This window comes from Streptomyces sp. SS7, from assembly GCF_037993025.1.
Classification (GTDB): domain Bacteria; phylum Actinomycetota; class Actinomycetes; order Streptomycetales; family Streptomycetaceae; genus Streptomyces.
Genome location: NZ_CP141223.1, coordinates 5,166,195 through 5,188,098, shown reverse-complemented (window position 1 = coordinate 5,188,098; position 21,904 = coordinate 5,166,195). Strand labels below are relative to the sequence as shown.

At 72.7% G+C, this 21,904-nt stretch carries 23 protein-coding genes, 1 tRNA gene and 2 pseudogenes; 16 read left to right on the top strand and 10 right to left on the bottom strand.

What is annotated here, in order from left to right; translation table 11 throughout:
• The first annotated feature begins 2 nt into the window (after positions 1-2).
• Complete coding sequence (locus U5640_RS23995; RefSeq protein WP_340377814.1) at positions 3-1,238, top strand: SWIM zinc finger family protein; 1,236 nt, start codon at positions 3-5, stop codon at positions 1,236-1,238.
• A gap of 359 nt (positions 1,239-1,597) precedes the next feature.
• Positions 1,598-1,906 carry a hypothetical protein gene (locus U5640_RS23990; protein WP_340377813.1) on the top strand — a complete coding sequence of 103 codons (309 nt, stop codon included), beginning with the start codon at positions 1,598-1,600 and terminating at the stop codon, positions 1,904-1,906.
• An 18-nt stretch (positions 1,907-1,924) separates the two neighbouring features.
• Here the strand turns inward: U5640_RS23990 and U5640_RS23985 are convergent.
• Positions 1,925-2,361: pseudogene (locus tag U5640_RS23985) on the bottom strand (tyrosine-type recombinase/integrase); the annotation flags it as partial.
• Between the two features lie 284 nt (positions 2,362-2,645).
• Complete coding sequence (locus tag U5640_RS23980; protein ID WP_340377812.1) at positions 2,646-3,056, bottom strand: helix-turn-helix domain-containing protein; 411 nt, start codon at positions 3,054-3,056, stop codon at positions 2,646-2,648.
• Positions 3,057-3,174: 118 nt separating this feature from the next.
• On the opposite strand from U5640_RS23980, the gene U5640_RS23975 reads away from it, so the two are divergent.
• The 4 genes and pseudogenes from U5640_RS23975 to U5640_RS23960 form a co-directional block, all read left to right on the top strand.
• Positions 3,175-3,888: a DsbA family oxidoreductase gene (locus tag U5640_RS23975; RefSeq protein ID WP_340377811.1), complete on the top strand. Its 714-nt coding sequence runs from the start codon at positions 3,175-3,177 to the stop codon at positions 3,886-3,888.
• 42 nt (positions 3,889-3,930) lie between these two features.
• Complete coding sequence (locus tag U5640_RS23970) at positions 3,931-4,596, top strand: NAD(P)H-binding protein (RefSeq protein ID WP_340377810.1); 666 nt, start codon at positions 3,931-3,933, stop codon at positions 4,594-4,596.
• Between the two features lie 108 nt (positions 4,597-4,704).
• Positions 4,705-5,643: a catechol 1,2-dioxygenase gene (locus U5640_RS23965; protein WP_340377809.1), complete on the top strand. Its 939-nt coding sequence runs from the start codon at positions 4,705-4,707 to the stop codon at positions 5,641-5,643.
• Positions 5,644-5,917: 274 nt separating this feature from the next.
• A pseudogene (locus U5640_RS23960) lies at positions 5,918-7,083 on the top strand (DUF234 domain-containing protein); the annotation flags it as partial.
• A 26-nt stretch (positions 7,084-7,109) separates the two neighbouring features.
• On the opposite strand, the gene U5640_RS23955 reads toward U5640_RS23960, so the two are convergent.
• The 7 genes from U5640_RS23955 to U5640_RS23925 all read right to left on the bottom strand — a co-directional run bounded on the left by U5640_RS23955 (position 7,110) and on the right by U5640_RS23925 (position 15,558).
• The gene (locus tag U5640_RS23955; protein WP_340377808.1) at positions 7,110-7,952 is read right to left on the bottom strand and encodes a hypothetical protein; all 843 of its coding nucleotides are present in this window, start codon (positions 7,950-7,952) and stop codon (positions 7,110-7,112) included.
• A 216-nt stretch (positions 7,953-8,168) separates the two neighbouring features.
• On the bottom strand, positions 8,169-9,146 hold the full coding sequence (locus tag U5640_RS23950) for an EamA family transporter (RefSeq protein WP_340377807.1): 978 nt from the start codon (positions 9,144-9,146) through the stop codon (positions 8,169-8,171).
• Between the two features lie 199 nt (positions 9,147-9,345).
• The gene (locus U5640_RS23945) at positions 9,346-11,385 is read right to left on the bottom strand and encodes a copper resistance protein CopC (RefSeq protein WP_340385285.1); all 2,040 of its coding nucleotides are present in this window, start codon (positions 11,383-11,385) and stop codon (positions 9,346-9,348) included.
• A gap of 159 nt (positions 11,386-11,544) precedes the next feature.
• Entirely contained in the window at positions 11,545-12,309 is a 765-nt protein-coding gene (locus U5640_RS23940; protein ID WP_340377806.1) for an SDR family oxidoreductase, read from the bottom strand.
• Positions 12,306-12,773, bottom strand: coding sequence for a cupin domain-containing protein (locus U5640_RS23935; protein WP_340385283.1), 468 nt, complete (start codon positions 12,771-12,773; stop codon positions 12,306-12,308). The genes U5640_RS23940 and U5640_RS23935 overlap by 4 nt, the downstream gene beginning before the upstream one ends.
• Before the next feature lie 60 nt (positions 12,774-12,833).
• Entirely contained in the window at positions 12,834-13,439 is a 606-nt protein-coding gene (locus tag U5640_RS23930; RefSeq protein WP_340377805.1) for a GNAT family N-acetyltransferase, read from the bottom strand.
• On the bottom strand, positions 13,432-15,558 hold the full coding sequence (locus U5640_RS23925; protein WP_340377804.1) for a penicillin acylase family protein: 2,127 nt from the start codon (positions 15,556-15,558) through the stop codon (positions 13,432-13,434). Before U5640_RS23925 ends, U5640_RS23930 begins: the two co-directional genes overlap by 8 nt.
• A 123-nt stretch (positions 15,559-15,681) precedes the next feature.
• On the opposite strand from U5640_RS23925, the gene U5640_RS23920 reads away from it, so the two are divergent.
• The 6 genes from U5640_RS23920 to U5640_RS23895 all read left to right on the top strand — a co-directional run bounded on the left by U5640_RS23920 (position 15,682) and on the right by U5640_RS23895 (position 19,251).
• Positions 15,682-16,401, top strand: coding sequence for a siderophore-interacting protein (locus tag U5640_RS23920; protein WP_340377803.1), 720 nt, complete (start codon positions 15,682-15,684; stop codon positions 16,399-16,401).
• A gap of 52 nt (positions 16,402-16,453) precedes the next feature.
• Complete coding sequence (locus U5640_RS23915; protein ID WP_340377802.1) at positions 16,454-17,038, top strand: HhH-GPD-type base excision DNA repair protein; 585 nt, start codon at positions 16,454-16,456, stop codon at positions 17,036-17,038.
• Between the two features lie 136 nt (positions 17,039-17,174).
• Positions 17,175-17,489, top strand: coding sequence for a hypothetical protein (locus U5640_RS23910; protein ID WP_340377801.1), 315 nt, complete (start codon positions 17,175-17,177; stop codon positions 17,487-17,489).
• Positions 17,490-17,535: 46 nt separating this feature from the next.
• Complete coding sequence (locus tag U5640_RS23905) at positions 17,536-17,661, top strand: hypothetical protein (RefSeq protein ID WP_340377800.1); 126 nt, start codon at positions 17,536-17,538, stop codon at positions 17,659-17,661.
• A 419-nt stretch (positions 17,662-18,080) separates the two neighbouring features.
• Positions 18,081-18,377, top strand: a complete 297-nt coding sequence (locus U5640_RS23900) for a type II toxin-antitoxin system VapB family antitoxin (RefSeq protein ID WP_004943146.1) — start codon at positions 18,081-18,083, stop codon at positions 18,375-18,377.
• A 223-nt stretch (positions 18,378-18,600) separates the two neighbouring features.
• The gene (locus U5640_RS23895) at positions 18,601-19,251 is read left to right on the top strand and encodes a LytR C-terminal domain-containing protein (RefSeq protein ID WP_340377799.1); all 651 of its coding nucleotides are present in this window, start codon (positions 18,601-18,603) and stop codon (positions 19,249-19,251) included.
• 153 nt (positions 19,252-19,404) lie between these two features.
• Here U5640_RS23895 and upp read toward each other — a convergent pair whose 3' ends face one another.
• The gene (gene upp / locus U5640_RS23890; RefSeq protein WP_340377798.1) at positions 19,405-20,040 is read right to left on the bottom strand and encodes a uracil phosphoribosyltransferase; all 636 of its coding nucleotides are present in this window, start codon (positions 20,038-20,040) and stop codon (positions 19,405-19,407) included.
• 130 nt (positions 20,041-20,170) lie between these two features.
• Between upp and U5640_RS23885 the strand changes: the two genes are divergently transcribed.
• The 4 genes from U5640_RS23885 (at position 20,171) to U5640_RS23870 (ending at position 21,871) form a co-directional block, all read left to right on the top strand.
• Entirely contained in the window at positions 20,171-20,377 is a 207-nt protein-coding gene (locus U5640_RS23885) for a hypothetical protein (RefSeq protein ID WP_340377797.1), read from the top strand.
• A 332-nt stretch (positions 20,378-20,709) separates the two neighbouring features.
• Positions 20,710-21,237 (top strand): hypothetical protein, encoded by a 528-nt coding sequence (locus tag U5640_RS23880; RefSeq protein WP_340385281.1) that lies wholly within the window; start codon positions 20,710-20,712, stop codon positions 21,235-21,237.
• Between the two features lie 50 nt (positions 21,238-21,287).
• Positions 21,288-21,719: a tRNA adenosine(34) deaminase TadA gene (tadA, locus tag U5640_RS23875; protein WP_340377796.1), complete on the top strand. Its 432-nt coding sequence runs from the start codon at positions 21,288-21,290 to the stop codon at positions 21,717-21,719.
• A gap of 67 nt (positions 21,720-21,786) precedes the next feature.
• Positions 21,787-21,871, top strand: a tRNA-Ser gene (locus U5640_RS23870).
• Positions 21,872-21,904: the final 33 nt, after the last annotated feature.

Below are 21,904 nucleotides of genomic sequence, written 5' to 3'. Positions count from 1 at the left end.
TCATGAGCCCCGCTGTCCCCGGCCCGCGCCGTGCGCCCACCCGCGGCAAGCGGGCCTTCGCCGCGACCTGGTGGGGCCAGGCGTGGGTGGCCGCCCTGGAGGACTCCACCCTGGACGCCGGACGGCTCTCGCGCGGACGCACCTACGCCCGCAAAGGCATGGTCGGCCCGGTCACCGTCGCTCCGGGCCAGGTCAAGGCCGCTGTCCAGGGCAGCCGCCCGCGCCCGTACCGCTCATCGGTCCACCTGCCCGTCCTCACCGGCCCTCAGTGGGACACCCTGCTCGACACGATCGCGGCCCGCGCCGGGCATCTCGCAGCACTTCTCGACGGCGAGATGCCCGCCGAACTCGTCGACGACGCCTGCCAGGCAGGCGTCCCCTTCCTCCCGCAACCCACCGAACTCGACCCCGAGTGCTCCTGCCCCGACTGGGGACACCCCTGCAAGCACGCCGCCGCGCTCTGCTACGCCATCGCGGCCACCATCGACGCCGACCCGTTCGTGCTCTTCGCGCTGCGCGGCCGTGGTCGCGAGGAGGTCTTCGCCCGGCTGCGCGCACTCCGTACGGCAGCACAGGAAACCGCCGCCCCACCGGCACCGGCCGGCATCCCGGCCACCGCCGCGTACGCCCACTGGGCCGAAGAGCCCCCCGAACTGCCCGAACTCCCGCAACCCGCCGCCCACACCACAGCACTGCCCGTCGCCCCGCCACCCGGTACCGGCCTGGCCGCCGCGGACCTGGAACGCCTCATGGCCGACGCCACCGCGCGCGCCGCCAGGCTCCTCGCGGGCGACACCGCCGACCTGCACCTGACCCAGCACCAGGACGCCGTCCGCATCGCCGCAAGCAACCCTGGACCCGAGTGGTTCCACCACCTGATCCAGAACACCGGCACCAACCCCACTGCCTTCGCACGCCTCACCCGCGCCTGGCGCCACGGCGGCCCCACGGGCATCACCGTCGCCGAACAGCCCCACACTCCCGACCCGACGGTGATGAAGGCCGCCCGCGCCGCCCTGGACGCGGCCCTCGTCGAGATGACCGACTCCCCCGTACACCTCAGAGCCTGGCGCAACCGCCTCACCCTCACCCACCACGGCATCCAGCTGCGTCTCGGCCCCGACGCCCGCTGGTACCCCTACCTCCAGGACGACGACGGCGAATGGTGGCCCGCGGCACAGGCCGACAGTGACCCGGTCACCGCGCTCACCGCGGCCTGGTCGCAGACCGGGCAGTAAGGAGGCCAGTCCCCGCTGACCAGCAGCCACGAGCAGAAACTGGACGCACTCACGCTGCTCCACTTCCGTGGTTGCAGTTCTGGTTGCATTCACCGGCGTACAGCACCGTTCCGAAGCTCCGCCTCTACCCGCCCCACCGCAGGTCAGGACGTTCCCGTACGCCCAGGAACCCCGGACGAACATTTGGAAAGCGTGTTGGGGGCAACCCCTCACGAGTTCGAATCTCGTATCCTCCGCCAGTGCCTCACCGGGCACGACGTCGAAGGGCCCCACCGTTCGCGGTGGGGCCCTTCGACGTTGTCCGTCTCAGTTCGCCGATCCGGTGACATCCGATTCAGCCGCCTGCGATGCTGCACGTCATGCTCATGATCGCCACTACATCGGCCGCAGACTCGTCCGACCCGACAGCAGTCCTGATCTTCCTCGCAGCCCTGGGGGCCGCAGCCGTCTACATCGGAGCGAGGTGGGCGTTCAACCTGCGCGGTGCCGTTGACACAACGCTGGCGCGTCGACGAGCCGCTCTGGAGCTGAAGAGCCAGCGCACTGGCAATCTGAGCCTCGCGGACACCGAGAGCCTCAGCCCCGGATTCTTCAAGATCATCGGTAGTGTCATAGCCGTGGCAGGACTTGCCTTGCTGGCACTGAGTCTGATCCTCGCGACCAGCTGAGCCGGCGTCCCCAGGGCGTCAGACGTCGCCCCAGAGCGCGTCGCCAACCTGGTGTACGACCTTGCGAAGCATGGTCCCGGTCACGTGCATGTACCGGGCGCGCATCCGGGCCGCTCCCGCAGGCTCCCAACCCATGATCGAGTCGATCACGACGTCAGGAACGCCGAGGATCAGGAGGACGGTCGCGGCGGTGTGGCGAGCGTCCTGGAGACGGCTGTCCCGTACGCCAGCGTCCCGGAGAAGCCTCTTCCAGACATGGAAGTCGGTGTCGGGGCTCAGCGGTCCGCCGACCGGCGAGGCGAAGACGTACCCCTTGCCCTCCCCGTCGGCACCCGCCGCGGTCCACTCCCGCTCCTGGGCTTCCTGGGCTGCTGGCGGAGAATCTTGATCAGCGGATCGGGCAGGCCGATGGTGCGCCGTCCGGCTCGGGACTTGGTCGACTTGTGCTCGCGGCGGGCCGACTCGCGCCCAGGCTCGTACAAGAGACTCTGCCGCTCAACACGGGCCAGCCGGATGGTCAGGTCGCGCCGCTGCCCTTCGGAGAGGCCGCGGAAGGCACGCCGTGCGAGTTCAACGGGTGAACTTGGGCGGTGCCCCATGGCGATCCGAGCTTGCCAGGGGGGAACAAATGAGCGGCGCCCAGGGCCTGTCCGACGGGTAGGTGACGAGTTGCAAGCTCGACGATGCGTCGGGCATCCGCGCTGCACCCGGCGTCGACGGCCGGTCGCTGATCCCGCGGTCAGGACCGGGCTGCTGGTGCCGCGGCGCGGGCGCGGTGTTCGCGGATCTCGTCGTGGTGGTCGGTGGCCCAGCCGATCAGGGATGTCACGATCTCGTGGAGGCCGCGCCCCAGCGGGGTGAGGGAGTACTCGACGCGCGGTGGAACCTCCGCGTATGCGGTGCGGGTGATCAGACCGTCCTCGTGGAGCTGGCGGAGCGTGAGGGTGAGCATCCGCTGGGAGATTCCGGGGACCTGGCGCTGCAGGTCGGTGTAGCGCAGCGGGCCGGCCTCGACCACCGCGATGAGCAGCAGGCTCCACTTGTCGCCGACGCGGTCGAGGACCTGCCGGATGAACTCCATGTGCTCGGCGGGGATGCGGGCACAGGGCCCCACCGCCGCCGCGCCGCCCGAACTGCCGGTGACCTCCATGACGCACATTCCTCTCCGGCACGAACAGCCATGTGCCTTTTGTATCGGCTTCCATACTGGCCCATCATGGCGCTACGAACAAAACGTAGGAGTCCAGCGCAGGCACTGGGAGCGCGTCATGAAGATCGAGATCTGGGCCGAGGTCACCTGCCCCTGGTGCGGACTGGGCAGCCACCGTCTGGACCGGGCGGTGGAGCGGTTCGAGCACGGCGACGAGGTGGAGGTCGTCCACCACTCGTTCCCGCTGAGCAGCTCCTTCCCCGTGGATGAGACGTTCAGCGTCCGTGACGCGTTGCTGCGCCGGCACGGCATGGGCGGCTCCCAGGCCGAGGCGTCCACCCGTCGGATCGAGGCGCTGGCCGAGGCCGAGGGACTCACCCCCTACCGGGTGCTGGACAACCTGGTCGCCAACACCGACCTGGCGCACGAGTTCCTCGCCCACGCCTCCGCCGAGGGCAAGAACCGCGAAGCCTGGGACGCGATCTTCCGCGCCTACTTCGGCCAGGCCCGCCCCGTCTTCAGCATGGACGACCTGGTCGACCTGGGCCAGGAGATCGCCCTGGACCGCGAGGGCACCCGCCGGGCGCTCACCGAGCACCGCTACCGGCGCCACGTCCGCGACGATGCCGCCCGCGCCCAGCGCCTGGGCGCCACCGGCGCGCCCTTCATCGTCGTCGACGGCACGTACGGCATCCCCGGCGCCCAGGACAGCGACGGCCTTCTCGACGTGCTGCGCACGGCCTGGAACGCATCCCACCCACTCACCCCCGGCACCGGCGCCGACGCTGCGGTCTGCGGCCCCGACGGCTGCGCCGTACCGGCCCACAGCTGACCCCCACCGGTCACTCCCCTGCCCGAAAGGCGTTTGATCACCATGAGTAGCCTCCTGGTCCTCGGCGGCAGCGGCCGCACCGGCGCCCACGTGCTGGAGCACGCGGCCCGGCGCGGCCACCACGTCCGCACCCTCGTCCGCAACCCCGACAAGGTGCAGGCACCGGCCGGCGTCGAGCTGATCCAGGGCACCCCGGCGAACATCGACGACATCCGCAAGGCCGCCGAAGGCACCGAGGCGGTGATCAGCGCGCTGGCCAACGCCCGCGCCTCCGACAACCCGTGGGCCAAGCCGGTCAGCCCGCCGATGTTCATGACCGACGCCGCCCGCAACACGCTCACCGTCATGGGCGAGCAGGGCATCCGCCGCATCGTGCTGACGTCCACGCAGGGCGCGGGCGACGACTGGGCCCGGCTCAACCCGCTGGTCAAGGCGTTCATCAACCTGTCGAACGTCAAGGTGGGCTTCGCGGACCACACCGGCCTCGACCAGGTGGTCCGCGCCTCGTCCGGCATCGACTGGACCCTGGCACGCGCCGTCGCCCTCACCGACAAGCCCCTCAGCGGTCCCGTACGGGCCGCCGAGGCCGGCACCGAAAAGCCCGGCGCCCGGATCAACCGCGCCGACCTCGCCCGGTTCCTCGTCCAGACGATCGAGGACGACACCTGGATCCGCAAGGCCCCCCTCGTCTGGAACACACGGGGATGACCCACCCCCTGATCCACACCCCTCTCATGATCCACACCCGTCTCATGCACAGCAGCTGTCCGACCTTAGGCGCGCCGTCCCTCGACGGCGACGCCGGACTGGAGTGACATGACCACCACCGACACCCCCCACACCGACATCGCGTTCGACCCGCGCCTGCGCGTCGTGTTCGACGATGTCCAGAAGACGTTCGGGGACGTGGCGCTCAGGCACGGCATCACGTTCGAGGAGCTGGGCCAGGCCATCACCTACGTGACGAAGCTGGTCGCGTCAGGGGAGTTCCCGCTGGCGACGATCTCGCTCCTCGGCATCCGCCCGATGGAAGTCAGTTACGGCAGGGCCTACGCCCACCCGGAGAAGGACGGCGCCTCCACCTGGATCCCAACCGGGCCCGCCTACGTGCCCGGGGCACCGGAGATCGACAACCCCGGCGTGCTGCCGATGGCGCCCGACGAGCCCGGCGAGACCCTGTTCGTCTCCGGCACCGTACGCTCCACCTCGGGCAAGCCGCTGCCCGGCGCGGTCATCGATCTCTGGCAGACCACCGCCGACGGCCGCTACGCGGGTCTGACGCCCGAGCAGGCGGGCCCCCTGGAAGGCCTCGACGTCGTCGACTTCGACCTGCCGAAGTACCACCTGCGCGGCAAGATCGTCACGGATGCCGAGGGCCGCTACGAGTACCGCACCGTCGTGCCGGGCGTGGAGACCGCAGCGGTGCCGGGCAGCCTGTTCGACGGCCTCCTGCTCATGCTGGGACGGGCCAACTCGCGCGCGAGGCACATCCACGCGCACATCACCCACGACGACCATCACATGCTCACCCACCAGATCCACTTCGACGGCGATCCGCTCGTCGACACGGTCAGCGAGGGCGCCATCGCCCGGGAGCTGATCCACAAGACCGAACTCCACGAGGACCCCGCCGAGTGGGAAGCACGCGGTCTGACCGGCCCCTACCGCACCCTCACCTGCGACTACACACTCCGCCCCACCGGCTTCGACGAGGTCAAGGACCCCTACCACCTCGAAGGCTTCTGGAAGCAGTGACAGTGACCCGCAGCAGGTGAACAACAGGATGTGGGCGGCGCCGGACGGCGCCGCCCACGGCGCCAAGGGAGGAACCCACATGCCTGACATGGGCCCTGGCCGCCGTGCACTACGGGCGCGACAAGCAGGCCGCCCAGCAGACCGTCGACCTTATCGAGAAGGACGGCGGACGGGCCTTTGCCGTCGGCGCGGAACTGGGCACGCCCCGGCGCCGTCGATCAGTTGTTTGACCAGCTGGAGGCCGGAAGCGAGCTCTCGGGCTGATCCCGGACGGCGATCCACGCTGCCGGAGCGGGAACTGTTCTCCGAGGAGACCCCGGCGCAGTGGAACACCGCCTTTCGGCTGCTCGCGGAGATACTTCCCGACGACAGCCCGAGCGTGGTGGTCATCGACGAGGTTCCGTATCTCATGGACCGCATCGACGCCTTCGAGGGCATGCTCCAGCGGGCATGGGACCGGCTACTCGGCCGAAAGCCGGTACTTCTCCTCCTCGTCGGGTCCGATCTGTCGATGATGGAGGCGCTGAACAGCTACGACCGTCCCTTTCACCAGCGGGGGCGGGAAATGATCGTCGGGCCCCTGAACCCCGCCGACATCGGCGAGATGCTCGCCCTGTCTCCGGCGGCCGCGTTCGACGCCGCGCCGGTCACCGGGGGTCTCCCCCTGATCTGCGCGGAGTGGCGGCCCGGGGCCGACGTCTGGGAGTTCCTCCGCGACTCGCTGGACAACCCCGTCTCGGCCCTGCTCGTATCCGCCGAACGCTCACTGGCCGCGGAGTTTCCACCACAGGCGATGAGCAGGGAGGTGCTGCGGGCCATCGGATCCGGGGAGCGGACCTTCACCAACATCGCGCGCGCGGCCGGCGGCATCGCCCACACCACTCTCACCCGAGCCACGGACGTGCTGACCGAGAAACGGGTCGTGGCCGCCGAACTTCCCCTCTCCCTGAGGCCGTCGAAGGAACGCCGCTACCGGGTGGCCGACCCCTACCTGCGGTTCTGGCTCGCGTTTCTGGATCCTCACATGGCGGAGATCGAACGGATGCGGGGGGATCTCACACTGAGCCGCATCCGGGAGCGGTGGACGAGCTGGCGGGCCGCGCTGTCGAACCCCTGGTGCGGGAATCCCTCGCCCGTCTCCTGCCGGACGGGCTCCTGCCCGCCGCCCCGGCGATCGGCGGGTACTGGACCCGCAGCAACGACGTGGAAATCGACTTGGTGGGCGCCGACCGGCAACCGGTGGCCCGGCAGTTGCTCTTCCCCGGCTCGGTCAAGTGGCTGGAGAACTCCGCGTTCGACGGCCACGACCTGGCCGCACTGCAGAAGCACCGGGCGGCGATCACCGACGAGCCGGTACCGCTCGTCCCGGTCTCCCGCAACGGAGTCGCTTGTTCCGGCCTCCAGGCCGTGTACGGCCCCCAGGAACTGCTCGGCGCCTGACTGAGGACGTGAGCGGTGTTTCCGTCTCAGTCGTCGTTCCGGCTGGTGGCGGGTCGATCCCTCACCTTGCGCCAGCGCGACCGCGTCTGTTCGACGATGCTGTCCCACTGGCGGCTGACCTCGTCCTCGGACGGGCGCCGGCCCTGGCGGATGCGGAGGAGTTCGTCCCGTACCTCGCGGCCCAGGCCCGCTGCCACGACGAGGACGAGCATGGCGCCGAAGAGGGCCGAAGCCATCCCGAAGACGGCGCCGGCCGCGCCGTAGCGCGAGGCGTAGGAATTGAAGAGGCGTGGCAGGTAGACGGTCGCGACCACCGAATAGGCCGCGGTCAGGACGGCCGCGGAGACCGCGAACGGGAGCAGGGCCGCCCCGGTGAGCCTCTTGGCGGAGAGGAGCCGGCCGCTCCAGGTGAGGAAGGCCGTGGTCACCGGTACCTCGCACACCGCGGCCGCCAGTCCCAGGCGTCCGCCGCCCAGAACCGCGTAGAGCCATCCGATGACCGCGGTGTAGAGGCTGAGCGTGCAGATCCACCACAGGCCGTAGCGCGTGTTGCGCACCCCGAGCGGCTTGAGTTCCCAGGTCTGCTCGAACAGCCGCTGCATCGTCCGGGAGAAGCTCAGCACCGAGATCGCCAGGAACACCGTCTCGAAGAAGCCGATGCCGACACTCGTGGATTCGGCGGAGAACACCGCCCGGACGGCCTCGGCACCTCCGCCGGCGAGCCCGTAGCGATCGATGATCCGGTCCGCGGACTCTCCGCCGAAGACCGCACCGCTCAGCACCGCCAGCGGGATCAGCGCGGTCAGCGCACCGGAGGCCAGAGCCATCGCGCGATCGAAGCCCGCGATCTTCTGGAACCGGTTGACCACGCGCAGGACGAACGCCGGACGGAGCCAGAATGTCAGCGTCCTGATGAGCCGCTCGCGGTTGGTACCGGCCGTCCTGCCCTCCGCCCGTCAAGATCCGTATGGCTCGTATGCGGCATATGTTTGCAGAAATACGGGTGAATCGCGCTCACGGCACGGCTCCGATCGGGCACCCCGCAGCGGGCCTGCGAGGGCCCCGCCCGCACGGGCGCGCCGCCGTCAGGGCCGGGGCAGTTCGGCCTGGCGGCGGCGGCCGCCCGTCGGGACGGCCAGCAGGGCCAGGGCCAGGGCCAGGACGGTCAGGCCGGTCCAGGAGACGGCCGGGAGTCGCTCGCCGAGGATCGTGACGCTCAGCACGGCGGCCACCGCGGGCTCGGCCAGCGTCAGGGAGGTCGCCGCCGACGCGGACGTACGGCGCAGTCCGTGGCCGAAGAGGCGGTAGGCCAGGCAGACCGTGAACAGGGCCAGGTAGCCCGCCACCGCCGCGCCGCGCGGCGTGGTGATCCACCGCAGGTCCACGGCCGCCAGGAGCGGCAGGACCAGCAGCCCGGCCGCGCCGAACAGCACGCCCATCACCGCGTCGGAGGAGTGCCCGCGGGTGATCAGGTCGCCGCCGATCAGCGAGTAGACGGCGTAGGACAGTCCGGCTCCGACGGCGAGGGCCACGCCGGTCAGGTCCACCGGCGTGGTGGCGCCGGTGAGTGCGGGGCCGAGCACCAGCAGGGCGCAGCCGAGCACGGCGGCCGTGGTGGCGGCGGTCCAGCGCGCGGTCGGGCGGGACCGTCCGCTGAGCCAGGAGAGGAGCCCGGCGAAGACCGGCGCGCTGCCGAGGGCGATCACGGTGGCGACCGCCACCCCGGTCCGGGCGACCGCCGGGTAGAAGGCGACCGGGTATCCGGCCACCGCCAGGGCGCCCGGGGCGAGCAGCCGGCGCTCACGCCGCGTGCAGCCGGCGGGCAGGGAGCGGGCGCCCCGGGAGAGCAGGAACAGCAGGACTCCGCCGAGGGCGAGACCGGCGGAGCCGACGGCCGCCGCGGGCGCGTCGGCGGGTGCCAGGGAACCGGCGGTTCCGGTCGTGCCCCAGAGCACGGCCGCGAGCAGGATGGGGGCGGGGCCACCGAGGAGGGCCGTACGAGAGGGGCGCGGGCCGGTGTCGGACGGGCGCGCGGGGGTCGAGGGGGTGGTGCGGTTCGGCACAGTCGTGAACTTCCGTCGTCGAATGCGTCAGGGACTGGATCCGCGTCGGGCGCACGACGACACCCCTGACCGAGCTCGGCTCGGTGAGGGGTGCGCAGAAGTCAGCTGCTGAGTGGTCCGCGCCCGTCAGGCGCGGAGGGGCGGCAGAACGACGTGCCAGTAGGTGTTCACGGGGCTGATGCTACCCGTCCCGATCCCGTCACCGGACGATCTGTACGTCCTTCACCACGCTCACCTGGTCGATGTCCGTGGCCCGGATCGTCGTCTTCATCTCCCAGGTGCCCTCGATGGGCAGACTGACCTTGCTGGAGGCCCAGTAGCCGCCCCTGTCGACCAGCTTGGCGTCGAGCGGGCCGATGTCCTGGCTGGGCAGGGTGAAGGAGATCCGCAGCTCGGGGATGGTGACGAAACCGCCGTCGGGGCCGTAGACCACGGCCTGGAGGGTGTTGTCGCCGACCGTGCCGGGGTCGAGGGTGACCTGCACCTTGCCGCGCAGTCCGGGCTTGCCGAGGTCGAAGGGGACGATCGTCACGGAGGCGACCGGCAGTCCGGCCGACTGCTGGGTCGTCGCCGCCTCGGCCGCCGCCCGGCCCGGCAGGGTGCCGGTCAGGATCGTCGTCAGGACGAGAACGACGACGGAGACGGCGACCTCCAGCAGGACCGACCGGCGCAGGGCACGGCTGTGCGCGGACTCCGCCGGGGTGAGGCGCGGGCCGGTGGACGACGGACGGTCCGGCCGAGACGGGCGGTCGCCCCCCGCGGCGGACGTCGAGGGGGCGGCGGCGCCGTCCGAGCCGGCGTCGGTGCCGGCGTCGGTCTTCGAGGGCTGCTCGCTCGCCGGTCCCCCGGCGGCCATCCCGTGCGCCGACGTCCCGCCCACGGCCGCCTTCTCCAGCACCTTGGCCTCCACCGCCGTCTCGGTCTCCGTCTCCGTCTCGGTCTCGGTCTCGGTCTCCGTCGCGGCCGCCGTCTTCGTCTCCGGCTCCTTCTCCGTCTCCTCCACCAGCACCGCCGTCTCCTTCGTCTTCGCCTTCTCCTCCGCCGTCCTCTCCTCCTGCGCCTGCGCCTTCGCTCTCGTGCCTCTCGTCAGGTTCGCCTGGCTGGTCACCGTCGCCCGCGACCACGCCCCCGCCGCCAGCAGCACCGTGACCGCGACCAGCTTGGCGAGGAGGACCCTGCCGTACGTCGTGTCCGTCAGCGCCGACAGGGAGCCGAGGCCCCGCCAGGACTGGTAGACGCCGGTCACCACGAGGACCGTCACCGAGAGTCCGGCCAGCCGGGAGAAGCGGGTGACCACCCGCGAGGGGACCGAGGCGCGGGGCAGCAGCGTGAGCAGGGCGACCAGGCCGCCGAGCCAGACCGCCATGGCGAGCAGGTGCAGCACCGAGGAGGTCATCGCCAGCGGGACCTGGAGGCCGGCCGAGGCGTGTTCGGCGCCCGCCCAGGTCAGCGCCAGGCCCACCGCGAGGGCGGAGCCCAGCGCGAGGGCCGCCTTCGACGGCTCGGGGCGGCTGCGCTGCCGTAGGAGCAGGGCCACCGCCGCCGTGAGCAGCAGCAGGCGCGCCGCCAGGGCGAGGCCCGGGCGGCCCTCCAGGGTGCGGAGCAGCCCAGAGGGCTCGAGCGCGTCGGCCGGGCCGGTGCCGGCCTCGTAGGGCGCGCGGAGGAAGAACAGGAACACCGTCGAACCGGCCAGCGTCCAGGCGCCGATCAGCAGCGGCCGGCGCAGCGGGCGGGTGTCCGGCGGGCGGCAGACGGCGACGAAGGCCGCCGTGCCGACGAGGAGGGCCGCCGCGATGTACGCGAGGTAGCGGCCGATGTTGTAGAGGCCGTCGGTCACCGGGTCCTCGGTGGCGTCGGACGGCAGGACGGCCAGGGTCGGGGAGGCCTTGCCCACGGAGAAGGTGAAGGCGCCCGACACCGGATGGCTGTCGGCGGAGACCACCCGCCAGGCCACGGTGAAGGTGCCGGTGCCGAGCTTCGTCGGCAGCTTCACCCGCACACTGTCCGAGCGGCCCGCCACATGCCCCGCCTCGCCCAGCTTCACCCGCTGGTTCTCGGGGTCGAGGAGGCGGAAGGAGTCGTCGACGAGGCCGACCGACTCGGTGAAGGTCAGAGTGATGCTGCGGGGACTGTTCTTGACGACGCTTCCGTCGACGGGGTCGGTGGATCGGAGCGCCGCGTGCGCCGAGGCCGGTCCGCCGCCGAGGAGGAGCAGGACCAGCACGGAGGCCAGCAGCACCAGCCCCTGAAGTCGCCTTCGTCCACTGCCGCGCCGTCCGCCGTCGCGCCCTTCGCTCACGTCACCGCTCCGAACTGCCCGGGCTGCCCGGACTCCAGTCTCGTGTGCTCGGGGACATGTACGGATGGGCACGGCATCCTTCTCATCCGCTCGGCTCCCCTACCAGGTCGGCCGGGCCGTCACCCCGCCGTCCACCACCAGGTCGTGGCCGGTGATCCAGGCCGCCAGCCGTGAGGCAAGGAAAACACAGGCGTCACCGACGTCCTCCGGGCGGCCCAGCCGGTCGAGGGCGACCGCCTCGCGCCACCGCCGCACCCCCTCCGGCCAGGCCTCGGCGAGGCCCTCACGGTCGATCAGACCGGGCGAGACCGTGTTGACGCGGATGCCGTGCGGGCCGTACTCCAGGGCCGCCGCGCGCGCATGCATCACGACGGCGGCCTTGGCGGCGGCGTAGTGGGCGTGGCCCGGGGCGGGCAGCCGGGCCTCCACCGAGGCGATGTGCGTGACGCTGCCGCCGCCCCGCTCCCGCATGACCTCGGCGGCCGCCTGGGTGACGGCGAACACGCTGGTCAGATTGGTGTCGACGACCGCCCGCCAGTCGGCCGCAGGCATCCCGGGCAGCGCCCGTACCGGCTGGACGCCCGCGTTGTTGACCAGCGCGTCGAGCCGTCCCCCGCCCCACTCGGCGGCTCGCGCCACCAGCTCGCGGCACTTGTCCTCGACGGTGAGATCGGCGCCGGGCAGGACGACCGCCCGCCCGCCGCTCTCCTCGATCTCCGCGGCGAGCGCGCGGGCCGCCCCGGTGCTCGTCCGGCAGTGCAGGGCCACCGCGGCGCCCTCCTGCGCGAACCGGCGCGCGATGCCCCCGCCGAGCCCGCCGCCCGCCCCCGTGATCAGGGCCACCCGGCCCGCCAGCAACGTCATGGACGGCACAGTCCCGCGATCAGCGCGGCCCGGTCCGGGTGGCGCGCCGTCAGATCGGCCGCGTCCCCGTGCTCGTAGTCCTCGTAGGTGAAGCCGGGGGCCATGGTGCAGCCGAAGAAGGTCCAGGCGCCCGCGGTCCGCGCCCCCATCCAGGTGCGGGCGGGGACCGTGAGCTGAAGGTGCTGCCCGCCGAGCACGTCCGGCCCGAGCACCGCCGTACGGCAGCTGCCGTCGGGGGCGAGGAGCAGCAGCTCCAGCGGGTCGCCGAGGTAGTGGTGCCAGACCTCGTCGGTGGGCAGGCGGTGCAGGGCCGAGAAGTCGCCCGCGGCGAGCAGCGCGACGATCGCGGAACCGGCCGGGCGCCCGTCGGGCGCCTCGGGTCCGGCCCAGGTGCGGCGGAACAGTCCGCCCTCGCGGGGGATCGGTTCGAGTCGGTAGTGGGCGACGAGGTCTTCCGGGGTCAGCGGGGCTCTCACGCCGGAAGGCTATGGCTGGGGGCGGCGTCACGGGAACAGCGCCCGGTCCTACGGGAACAGCACCTCGCGGCGCAGGAAAGCCAGTTGGGCCTTCTTCTCGGGCAGGTACACGTCCGGCAGGGCGATCTCGGGCAGGGTGACCGGCGGTCCGGCCTCGAAGCCCTGCCGCAGGAAGCGGGCGACGGCCTTCTCGTTGCGGACGTCGGGGTCCACCACGACCCGCCGCCGGTCCAGACCGAGCAGCACGTACGTGGCGAAGACCCGCATCAGCGCCGCCGACCAGCCGGGGCGCGCGCCCCGGGCGCCGGCGGGCGCGAGGAGCACATGGACGCCGATGTCGCCGGGTTCCACGTCGTAGACCTCGCCGACCCGGTCCGCGGCGGGCTCGTACGTCTGGAGCAGGCCGACCGGGGTGGCGTCGAGTTCGACGAGGTAGGCGTGGTGGGTGTCGAGGCCGGCCATGTGGCCGTAGATCTCGGCGACCTGGTCCCGGGTCAGACCGTTCATGCCCCAGAACGCGGCCCGTTCCTCACGCACCCAGCCGTGGACGACGTCCGCGTCGCCCGCGGCGTCGAGCGGGCGGATGCCCACGGTGCCGAGGCCCTCGGCGTGCTCCGTGTGGACGTAGGGGACGGGGACGTGCCGGTCAGACATCGCTCTCCTTCGTCAGCCGTGCCCAGTCGGTGACGACGGGGGCCAGCTCGCCCCTGAGCCACAGGGGCAGCTGGTCGTGGTGGTGGGGACTGTCGGGGTGCCCGCAGGCGCCGAGCGGGACCACCCACAGGCTGTCCTCGCGGCGGGCCAGGTCCCAGACGTAACGGGCGGCCGGGCCGCGCGCGGCGAGGTCGGTCCAGCCGGGCACGGCCGTGGTGCACAGGACGCAGTCGTGGTCGCCCGAGAGGGCGGGGGCCTCGTACGACGGGTCGGGCAGGGCCCGCCAGGGGGCGAGGCGGTGGGTGTCGCCCCAGCGGGCAGGCGGCTGTACGGCGACCTCCTCGACGGCCTCGCGGACCAGCCGGGTCCGGTCCACGCCGTACAGCTCCTGGGCGCGCAGGAGGTGTTCGAGGGCGAAGCCGATCCGGGGCACCAGCGCCAGCCAGGGGAGGAGGACCTCGGGGTAGGCGGGCGGGGTGGTCAGGGCGGCGAAGGCCGGGTGGGCGGCGAGCCGGCGGACCACGGCGCCGCGCAGGGCCGCGTAGCGGGCCGCGTCCTCGCTGTCGGCGTCCATGCGGCGGTCCCAGCGCAGGAGGCGGGCGCGCAGTGCGGCGGCGGGGCCGGTGAGTCCGCCGAGGGCGGCGAGCCGGTCGAGGAGCGGTCCGGCGGAGCCGAGGTGGGTGTCCGTGTGGACGGCGGACATGTCGGGGGCGGACCAGGTGTCCTTGCCGTCCAGCAGGGCCCGGATGCGGTCGGCGCGGTGCGGCGGGGCGAACTCGACGCCCAGGGGGGCGGCCGGGCCGCGCTGGTTGGCCATGACCGCGACGCCGTCGGTGAGTCCGGCGTGGGGCGCCGGGTGCCAGCCGGTCCACTCGTGGCCGGGCTCCCAGGCGGGGACCAGCCGGACGCCGTTGGCCTCGGCGCGTACGGGGACCCGGCCGGCGACCCGGTGCAGCAGTCCGCCCTCGGTGTCGGCGGCCTGGACGACGTTGACCGGCTCGGCCCACAGGTCGAAGGCGGCGTCCACGTCGGCGACCCGGCGGGCCCGCAGCAGGGGGAGGAGCGCGCCGAAGCCGAGGTCCCCGGTGACGCGGGGCGGGTAGCGGAGGGCGAGGGCCAAGGCCGGGGCCGGAGCCGGAGCCGGGGGGACGGCGGGATCGGACGCCGGGGCCGTTCCTTCCGAAGGGTGCGGCACCCCGCTCTCCAGTCCTTCCGGTCCGCCGGCGATCACCGGCCCGCGCTCCGTCTCGATCACCTCCACCTCGACCGGCTCCTCCCCGGCCACCTCGACGGTCTCGGTGTGCCGGGCGGCCCGGCGCCAGACGCCGTCCGGGCCCAGGGCCTCGACACCGGCGCCGGTGCGTCGCAGCCGTTCGCGGTAGAGGTCCTGGTAGTCGGCCATGGCGTTGGTGATGGCCCACGCGACCGGGCCGGTGTGGCCGAAGTGGGCGATGCCGGGGACGCCGGGCACGGCGAGCCCGACGACGTCGAACTCGTCGCAGGCGAGCCGGATCTGCTGGTAGACGCCGGGATCCTCGATGAACCGGTGCGGATCACCCGCGATGACCGCCTGCCCGGTGACGGTTCTGGCACCGCTCACCAGCCAGCCGTTGCTGCCGGAGGTGCCGGGGCCGTCGGTGGCGAACAGGCCGACCGCGTCGGGGCCGAGGTGCCGTACGGCCTCCTCCCGCCACAGCTTGGCGGGGAAACCGGCGAACAGGAGGTGGACGGAGAGCCAGACCGCGAGCGGGGTCCAGGGCTCCCAGCGGCCGGGGGCGAGCCCGACCCGGGTGAACTCGGGGGTGACGTGGAGCCCTTCCTTGACGCCGTCGACGTACGCCCGTACCCACGCGGCGGTCTCCGGGTCCTCGCGCTCCAGCCGGTCGAGGCAGCGTCGGGCGGTGTCGGCGAGGCGGGCCCGGCGGACGAGCACGTCCCAGGAGACGGCCTCCGGGCCGAGGAAGGCGGCGGAGGTGCCCTGGGCGCGGTGCCGTTCGACCTCCAGCTGCCAGGCCCGGTCGCGGGCCGTGACCAGGCCCTGGGCGCGGGCGAGGGCACGGGCGTCCGGGGCGCGCAGATGCGGGACGCCCCACGCGTCCCGGTAGATCTCGGTCGTCACGTCGTCACCCTGTGGCCCTTCCGTCACCCTCGCCCGTGGCCCCTGCACCGGCACTTACGGGCACTTTAGGTTAGCCTCACCTAATCATTCGAGCAGGAAGCGTACGCGAGGGGTGCAGAGGCCATGGCACAGGGGCGGGGCTGGGAGGGCGCGGTCCTCCGGCTGATGCGGGCGAAGGACTTCACGCTGACCGTGACCGGCGCGCAGGACGTCACTCCGCGCTTCCGCCGGGTGCACCTCACCGACGGCGGGCTGCTCGCCGCGACCGGGATGCACCCGACGATGTGGGTGCGGCTGTGGTTCGCGCAGGCCGGCAGGCCGCACCAGCGGGCGTACACCCTGGTCGACCCCGACCCGGCGGCCGGCACCTTCTCGCTGGAGTTCGCCCTGCACGAGGGCGTGGCGAGCGACTGGGCGCGGGCGGCACGGCCCGGCGACACCGTCGAGGCGACCGTCCAGGGCACCGCCTTCGACACCCCCGCCCCCGCCCCGGGCCGCGTCCTCGCGGTCGGCGACCCCGCGTCGCTGCCCGCGATCAACTCCCTGCTGGCCGCGCTGGACCCGGCGCCGGCGACCGTCTGGTTCGAGGGCTCCGACGGCGCGGGTGACGGCCTCCCCTTCCGCACCGACCCCGCCCGGCACGACGTGCGGCACGTCCCGCGCGCGGAGCTGGTCGAGCGGGTCCGCGCCGAGCTGCCCGCCCTGCTCACGGCCACCGCACACCCGTACGTCTGGATCGCCTGCGACACCCGCACCACCCGCACCCTCTCGGCGTACGTCCGCAAGGAGCTCGGCGTCCCCAGGGAACGGGTGCACGCGCTGGGGTACTGGCGCGCGGACTGAGCGGGGCGGGTACCGGCGCGCGGGCGCGGGGCCGGTCGGGGATCATCGACGCATGGACGTCACCCTTCACCTCGCCCAGGACCCCGAGGCCGACGAGCTGCTCGGCCGCTCCCCGCTGGCCGCGCTGGTCGGGATGCTGCTGGACCAGCAGGTCCCGATGGAGTGGGCGTTCAAGGGCCCCCGCACGATCGCCGACCGCCTCGGCGCCGACGATCTCGACGCGCACGACATCGCCGCCCAGGACCCCGAGGCCTTCGCCGCGCTGCTCTCCGAGAAGCCGGCCGTGCACCGCTACCCGGGCTCCATGGCCAAGCGCATCCAGCAGCTGTGCCAGTACCTCGTCGAGCACTACGACGGTGACCCCGAGGCCCTCTGGAAGGACGCCGGCACCGGCAAGGACCTGCTGAAGCGACTGGAGGCGCTGCCCGGCTTCGGCAAGCAGAAGGCCCAGATCTTCCTGGCCCTGCTCGGCAAGCAGCTCGGCGTACGACCGCAGGGCTGGCGGGAGGCCGCGGGCACCTACGGCGAGGCGAAGTCCTTCCGGTCCGTCGCCGACATCACCGGCCCGGAGTCGCTGACGAAGGTACGGGCGCACAAGCAGGAGATGAAGGCGGCGGCGAAGGCCGCGAAGAAGTAGGGGGCGGCACGCCGGGGGCTCGCGGGGAGGGCGCGCAGAGAGGGGCGCACCGAGCCGGAAAGGCGCCGTCCGCCGAACGGGTGCTTCCGGCCGCCGCGTGCTGAACCGCGGGCGTGTCGCGGGCACATGACCTTCCATGAGCACCGCAGCACACCTCCCCCGCCGCCGCACGTGGCTGCGGGTGCTCGTGCTGCTGCTCGCCCTGCTCGTCCCGAGTGCGCCCGCCGAGGTGTCCTCCGCCGCGTCCGTCGTCGCCGGTGAGACCGTCGAGTACGACGCCGTGGACACCGCCGTCCGGCCCACCCCCGGTGACCGGCACGCCGCGGCACCCCTGCGGCCCGCGCCCCGGCCGGCCCCGGCACCGGGCGCACCGGCCGCGCGGCCGTGCCCCGCCCCGCCCGGGACGCCGTACGCGCCCCACACCCTGCGCACCGTGGTCCTGCGCTGCTGACCGACCCCCGCACCAGGTCCGTCAGCACGACGCAAGGAGCACAGCCATGCCCACCGACCCCTACGCCGTCCTGCGCGCCCTGCTGCGCGCTGAGGCCGCCCGCAGCGCCACGCCGAAGCCGCAGGTGAAGAAGGCCGAGCAAGATCCTCCCGTGCGGGAACGGGACCGCTGAGCCGCGGGCGGAGGCGGTGGCCCACCGCCTCCGCCGGGCCGTGCCGCAGAGGGAGCGGGTGGTCTCGCGTCCCACCCGGTGCCGACGGCCCGGGCGGGCGACTTGAACCTGCCGTCTTGAACCTGCCGTCTTGAACCTGCCGTCGCCGTCGTGGCGCCCGCCGCCGTCAGATTCTCGAACGCGATTCTCTGTCCACAGCCTGTGCATACCGCCCGCACGGCGGGGACTCCCGACCGCCCGGTCCCGGACCGCCCCGTCCACCGGTCTTCACCATGGCTCGCGGGGCCTTCTGGTCGTGAGCACGGGCAGCGGGAGACGGACCCGTGCTCCCGTTTTGACCCTGTTCATCATGGCTTTTCCAGCGTCGCACTCGGCCGCCATGGCTGCGCCCGGAAGGTCTGGGCCGGTAGGCTTTCCGTGTGATCTTCAAGCGCATCGGAAACGGCCGGCCGTACCCCGACCACGGCCGGGAAAGCACCCGGCAGTGGGCGGACGTCGCGCCGCGCCCGGTCCGCCTCGATCAGCTGGTGACGACCAAGCAGCAGCTCGACCTGGAAACCCTGCTCGCCGAGGACTCGACCTTCTACGGCGACCTCTTCGCGCACGTGGTGAAGTGGCAGGGCGACCTCTACCTGGAGGACGGGCTGCACCGCGCGGTGCGCGCGGCGCTCCAGCAGCGCCAGGTGCTGCACGCGCGCGTCCTCGAACTGGACTGAGCCGCCGAGCTGAGCCGAGCGGCTGCCGTGCCGCGCCATGCCGCACCGAGCCGCGACCGGGCCGCACCGAGTCGCGACCGGGCCGCACCGGGCCGTGTCGAGCGGCTCCGAGCCGCTTCCGCCGTGAGTGGGGTTGGCCCTTTCGGGTTCTTTCCCCCGCTCTTGAGCGATGTCGGATGATCGTTTATTAGTCACGGCCGCCCGGGCGCACTACGCTGCGCCCATGAGCATGCTGACTCCCCCCGGCATGGGCGGCAAGTACCGGATCACGGGGGACAAGTACCCCCGTATGCGCCGTCGCCGGCGGCGCGGCAGGCTGATCGTCGTGGTCGTCGCCTGCGGTGCCGCGCTGGGCGTGGCCGGCTGGGGCACCCTGCAGCTCATCGACGTCTTCACCGGGGGCGGAGGGACGGCCTCCGCGGCCGGTTCCAAGGCCTCCTGCACGGTGAAGTCGGCCAAGGCGAGCCCGTCGGCCCCCGCCTCCCCGGCCGCCTTGCCGAGGCCCGCGCAGATCACGGTGAACGTCCTCAACGCCACCACCCGCAGCGGGCTGGCCAAGACCACCGCCGACGCGCTGGAGAAGCGCGGCTTCAAGATCGGCGAGGTGGGCAACGCGCCCAAGCAGTACGACAAGAAGGTCACCGGCGCGGCCCTGCTGCTCGGGCCCACCGCCTCGCTGAACACCTCGCTGTCGGTGCTGGCCACGCAGGTCGACGGGGCCGAGCGGCGGGCCGACGCGGCGCGCAGGGGGACCGAGGTCGATCTGATCATCGGCGACAGGTTCCAGGCCCTGAGCACCGAGGCGGAGGCGGCGAAGGCCTGGAACGTGCTGGTGTCGCCGCAGCCCACGGCGACGACGAAGAAGGCCTGCTGAGGGCTTCGCCAAGGCCCGTCTCTTCGGCACGGTGCCATCCGGGCTGCGGGCTGCGGGCCGACCGTGGCCGGTCGCGCAGTTCCCGCGCCCCGGGCGTAGCGGGCCTTCGGCCTTGCTACGCCCCCTCCTGCTCGCGTTCCGCTCGCGCGGCTGCTACTCCGCCGCGCCGTACAGGCGGTCGCCCGCGTCGCCGAGGCCCGGGACGATGTAGCCGTGGCCGTTGAGGTGGTCGTCGACGGCCGCGGTGACGACCGTCACCGGGGTGCCCGCGAGTTCGCGCTCCATGAGTTCGACGCCCTCGGGGGCGGCCAGCAGGACCACCGCGGTCACGTCGTCGGCGCCGCGCCGGATCAGCTCGCGGATCGCGGCGACCAGGGTGCCGCCGGTGGCCAGCATCGGGTCGAGGACGTAGACCTGGCGGCCGGAGAGGTCCTCCGGCATCCGCGTGGCGTAGGTGGACGCCTCCAGCGTCTCCTCGTTGCGGATCATGCCCAGGAAGCCCACCTCGGCGGTCGGCAGCAGCCGGACCATGCCGTCCAGCATGCCGAGGCCCGCGCGCAGGATCGGGACGACCAGCGGACGCGGGTGGGAGAGCTTCACCCCGGTGGTCTCGGCGACCGGCGTGACGATGTCGACCTGCTCGGTGCGCACGTCACGCGTGGCCTCGTAGGCGAGCAGGGTGACCAGTTCGTCGGCCAGGCGGCGGAAGGTCGCGGAGTCCGTGCGCCGGTCGCGCAGCGTGGTGAGCTTGTGGGCGACCAGGGGGTGGTCGACGACGTGGAGACGCATGTCCACAACAGTAACCGGGCGGGACCGGCCCGGCTCCCCCGCACTCGGTGAGTGGGCTTGGGCCGTTCGCCTGCATCAAACCGCCCGGGCGGGGGAAAGTGGTGGAGACGGACCCGGGGTGGTGAAGCCGATGCCTGACCTGCCGAAGCGCGACGCGCCGGAGTCTCCCGAGCGCTCGGGCGTGCCGCGGGAGACCGACGCCGAGCGCCGTCGACGCCGCGACCGCTTCCTGCGCGAGCTCACGGAGGCCCGTGAACTGCGCGACCGGGTCCAGCCGCGACGCGCCAAGAGCGCCCGTCTGCGTCACGCGATGCGCATGCGCACATTCCGCTGGTAGCCGAACGATCCCCTTCTGTCCGTACGGCACTTGGGACGTTCGGGGAAGATCGCCACCGTCACGGGTGGCACCGGGGGTGGGCGTGCGTGGGCGCAGGGAAAGCCGCGTACGATCCGCAGTGGCCGCAACGAGTGTGCTGGTGAGTTGCCTACGGACGTAGTCATGGACGTGCGATCAAAACCACCGGACACAGGGAGTCGAAGACGTCCCCTGAACGCCTTGTTTCTGCCACGATTCCGAGTGGGTGGGGCTCGGAGCACAGCTCTCTCCGCCCGTAACCTCCGCCGGGGGGACCCCCAACCGGCACGCCTATGACCAGTGGGAGAGTCACGGTGTACTTCGCCGCACTGCTCGCGCGCACCGAAGACGGGTGGGAAGCGAGCGACACAGAGCTCGACGATGTGGAGACCCTGTCGGATCTGGCCGACCTGGCCCGGGAAGCCACTCCCGACGAGGACACGGTGCTCGTGCTCATCGAGCAGGAGGACTCGTGGTTCGGTGTCGTCCGCATCGATGGCGAGGAAGACCCTCGCATCTACGTCTCCGACGCCGCTGCCGCCGCCCGCAGCTCGTACGGCGAGCTGCTGCTCACCGACGAACTGCTCGGAAGGGAGCCGGGTGACGACGACCTGGACGCCCTGGACCTCGACGGCACCGAGGACGGAGAGGACGGAGAGGACGACGACGAGGGCGGCGCCTCCGGCTCCGCCGAGGCCGTGCCGCACGGCCCGGTCGGCGACGCCGGGATCCTCGACGACCTCGGCGTCAGCGAGAAGGAGCTGAAGTCGCTGTCCGAGGACGCCCTCAACGAGATCGCCGACGCCCTGGGCGCCTCGGAGGTCCTGGAGACCGTCCGCTGACCGCAGCCGAGGCGCCACCGGACCCGGTACGCGATCCCTGGCGGGCCGCCATGCGGCTCGCCCTGGACGAGGCCCGGCTGGCCGTCCGGGGCGGGGACGTCCCGGTCGGCGCCGTGGTGCTGGCCGCTGACGGCACGACGGTCCTCGCGGCCGGCCACAACGAACGCGAGGCCGGCGGCGATCCGACGGCGCACGCGGAGGTGCTCGCCCTCCGGCGGGCTGCCGCGCGGCTGGGCGAGTGGCGGCTGACCGGCTGCACGCTCGTCGTCACGCTGGAGCCCTGCACGATGTGCGCGGGCGCCCTCGTGCAGTCGCGGGTGGACCGGGTCGTCTACGGCGCCCGCGACGACAAGGCGGGCGCGGCCGGCTCCCTGTGGGACGTCGTCCGCGACCGGCGGCTCAACCACCGGCCCGAGGTGGTCGAAGGCGTCCTCGCCGAGGCGTGCGCGGGACTCCTCACGGAGTTCTTCCGCGGCCGCTGACGCGTCGCCGTCGACCCCTCGCATACCGATTTCAAACCACGCCCCCGCGTGCTGTAAGGTCTCCCTCGGTAGCGTGTCCGAGCGGCCGAAGGAGCTCGCCTCGAAAGCGAGTGTGGCGCAAGTCACCGAGGGTTCAAATCCCTCCGCTACCGCTGGTAGGAGAGGCGCACGGTTCATCGAACCGG

Coding starts and splice junctions, on each gene's coding strand:
- U5640_RS23995 (WP_340377814.1), top strand. CDS start 3: ATGAGCCCCGCTGTCCCCGGCCCGCGCCGTGCGCCCACCCGCGGCAAG.
- U5640_RS23990 (WP_340377813.1), top strand. CDS start 1,598: ATGCTCATGATCGCCACTACATCGGCCGCAGACTCGTCCGACCCGACA.
- U5640_RS23980 (WP_340377812.1), bottom strand. CDS start 3,056: ATGGAGGTCACCGGCAGTTCGGGCGGCGCGGCGGCGGTGGGGCCCTGT.
- U5640_RS23975 (WP_340377811.1), top strand. CDS start 3,175: ATGAAGATCGAGATCTGGGCCGAGGTCACCTGCCCCTGGTGCGGACTG.
- U5640_RS23970 (WP_340377810.1), top strand. CDS start 3,931: ATGAGTAGCCTCCTGGTCCTCGGCGGCAGCGGCCGCACCGGCGCCCAC.
- U5640_RS23965 (WP_340377809.1), top strand. CDS start 4,705: ATGACCACCACCGACACCCCCCACACCGACATCGCGTTCGACCCGCGC.
- U5640_RS23940 (WP_340377806.1), bottom strand. CDS start 12,309: ATGACGTTGCTGGCGGGCCGGGTGGCCCTGATCACGGGGGCGGGCGGC.
- U5640_RS23930 (WP_340377805.1), bottom strand. CDS start 13,439: ATGTCTGACCGGCACGTCCCCGTCCCCTACGTCCACACGGAGCACGCC.
- U5640_RS23920 (WP_340377803.1), top strand. CDS start 15,682: ATGGCACAGGGGCGGGGCTGGGAGGGCGCGGTCCTCCGGCTGATGCGG.
- U5640_RS23915 (WP_340377802.1), top strand. CDS start 16,454: ATGGACGTCACCCTTCACCTCGCCCAGGACCCCGAGGCCGACGAGCTG.
- U5640_RS23910 (WP_340377801.1), top strand. CDS start 17,175: ATGAGCACCGCAGCACACCTCCCCCGCCGCCGCACGTGGCTGCGGGTG.
- U5640_RS23905 (WP_340377800.1), top strand. CDS start 17,536: ATGCCCACCGACCCCTACGCCGTCCTGCGCGCCCTGCTGCGCGCTGAG.
- U5640_RS23895 (WP_340377799.1), top strand. CDS start 18,601: ATGAGCATGCTGACTCCCCCCGGCATGGGCGGCAAGTACCGGATCACG.
- upp (WP_340377798.1), bottom strand. CDS start 20,040: ATGCGTCTCCACGTCGTCGACCACCCCCTGGTCGCCCACAAGCTCACC.
- U5640_RS23885 (WP_340377797.1), top strand. CDS start 20,171: ATGCCTGACCTGCCGAAGCGCGACGCGCCGGAGTCTCCCGAGCGCTCG.
- tadA (WP_340377796.1), top strand. CDS start 21,288: ATGCGGCTCGCCCTGGACGAGGCCCGGCTGGCCGTCCGGGGCGGGGAC.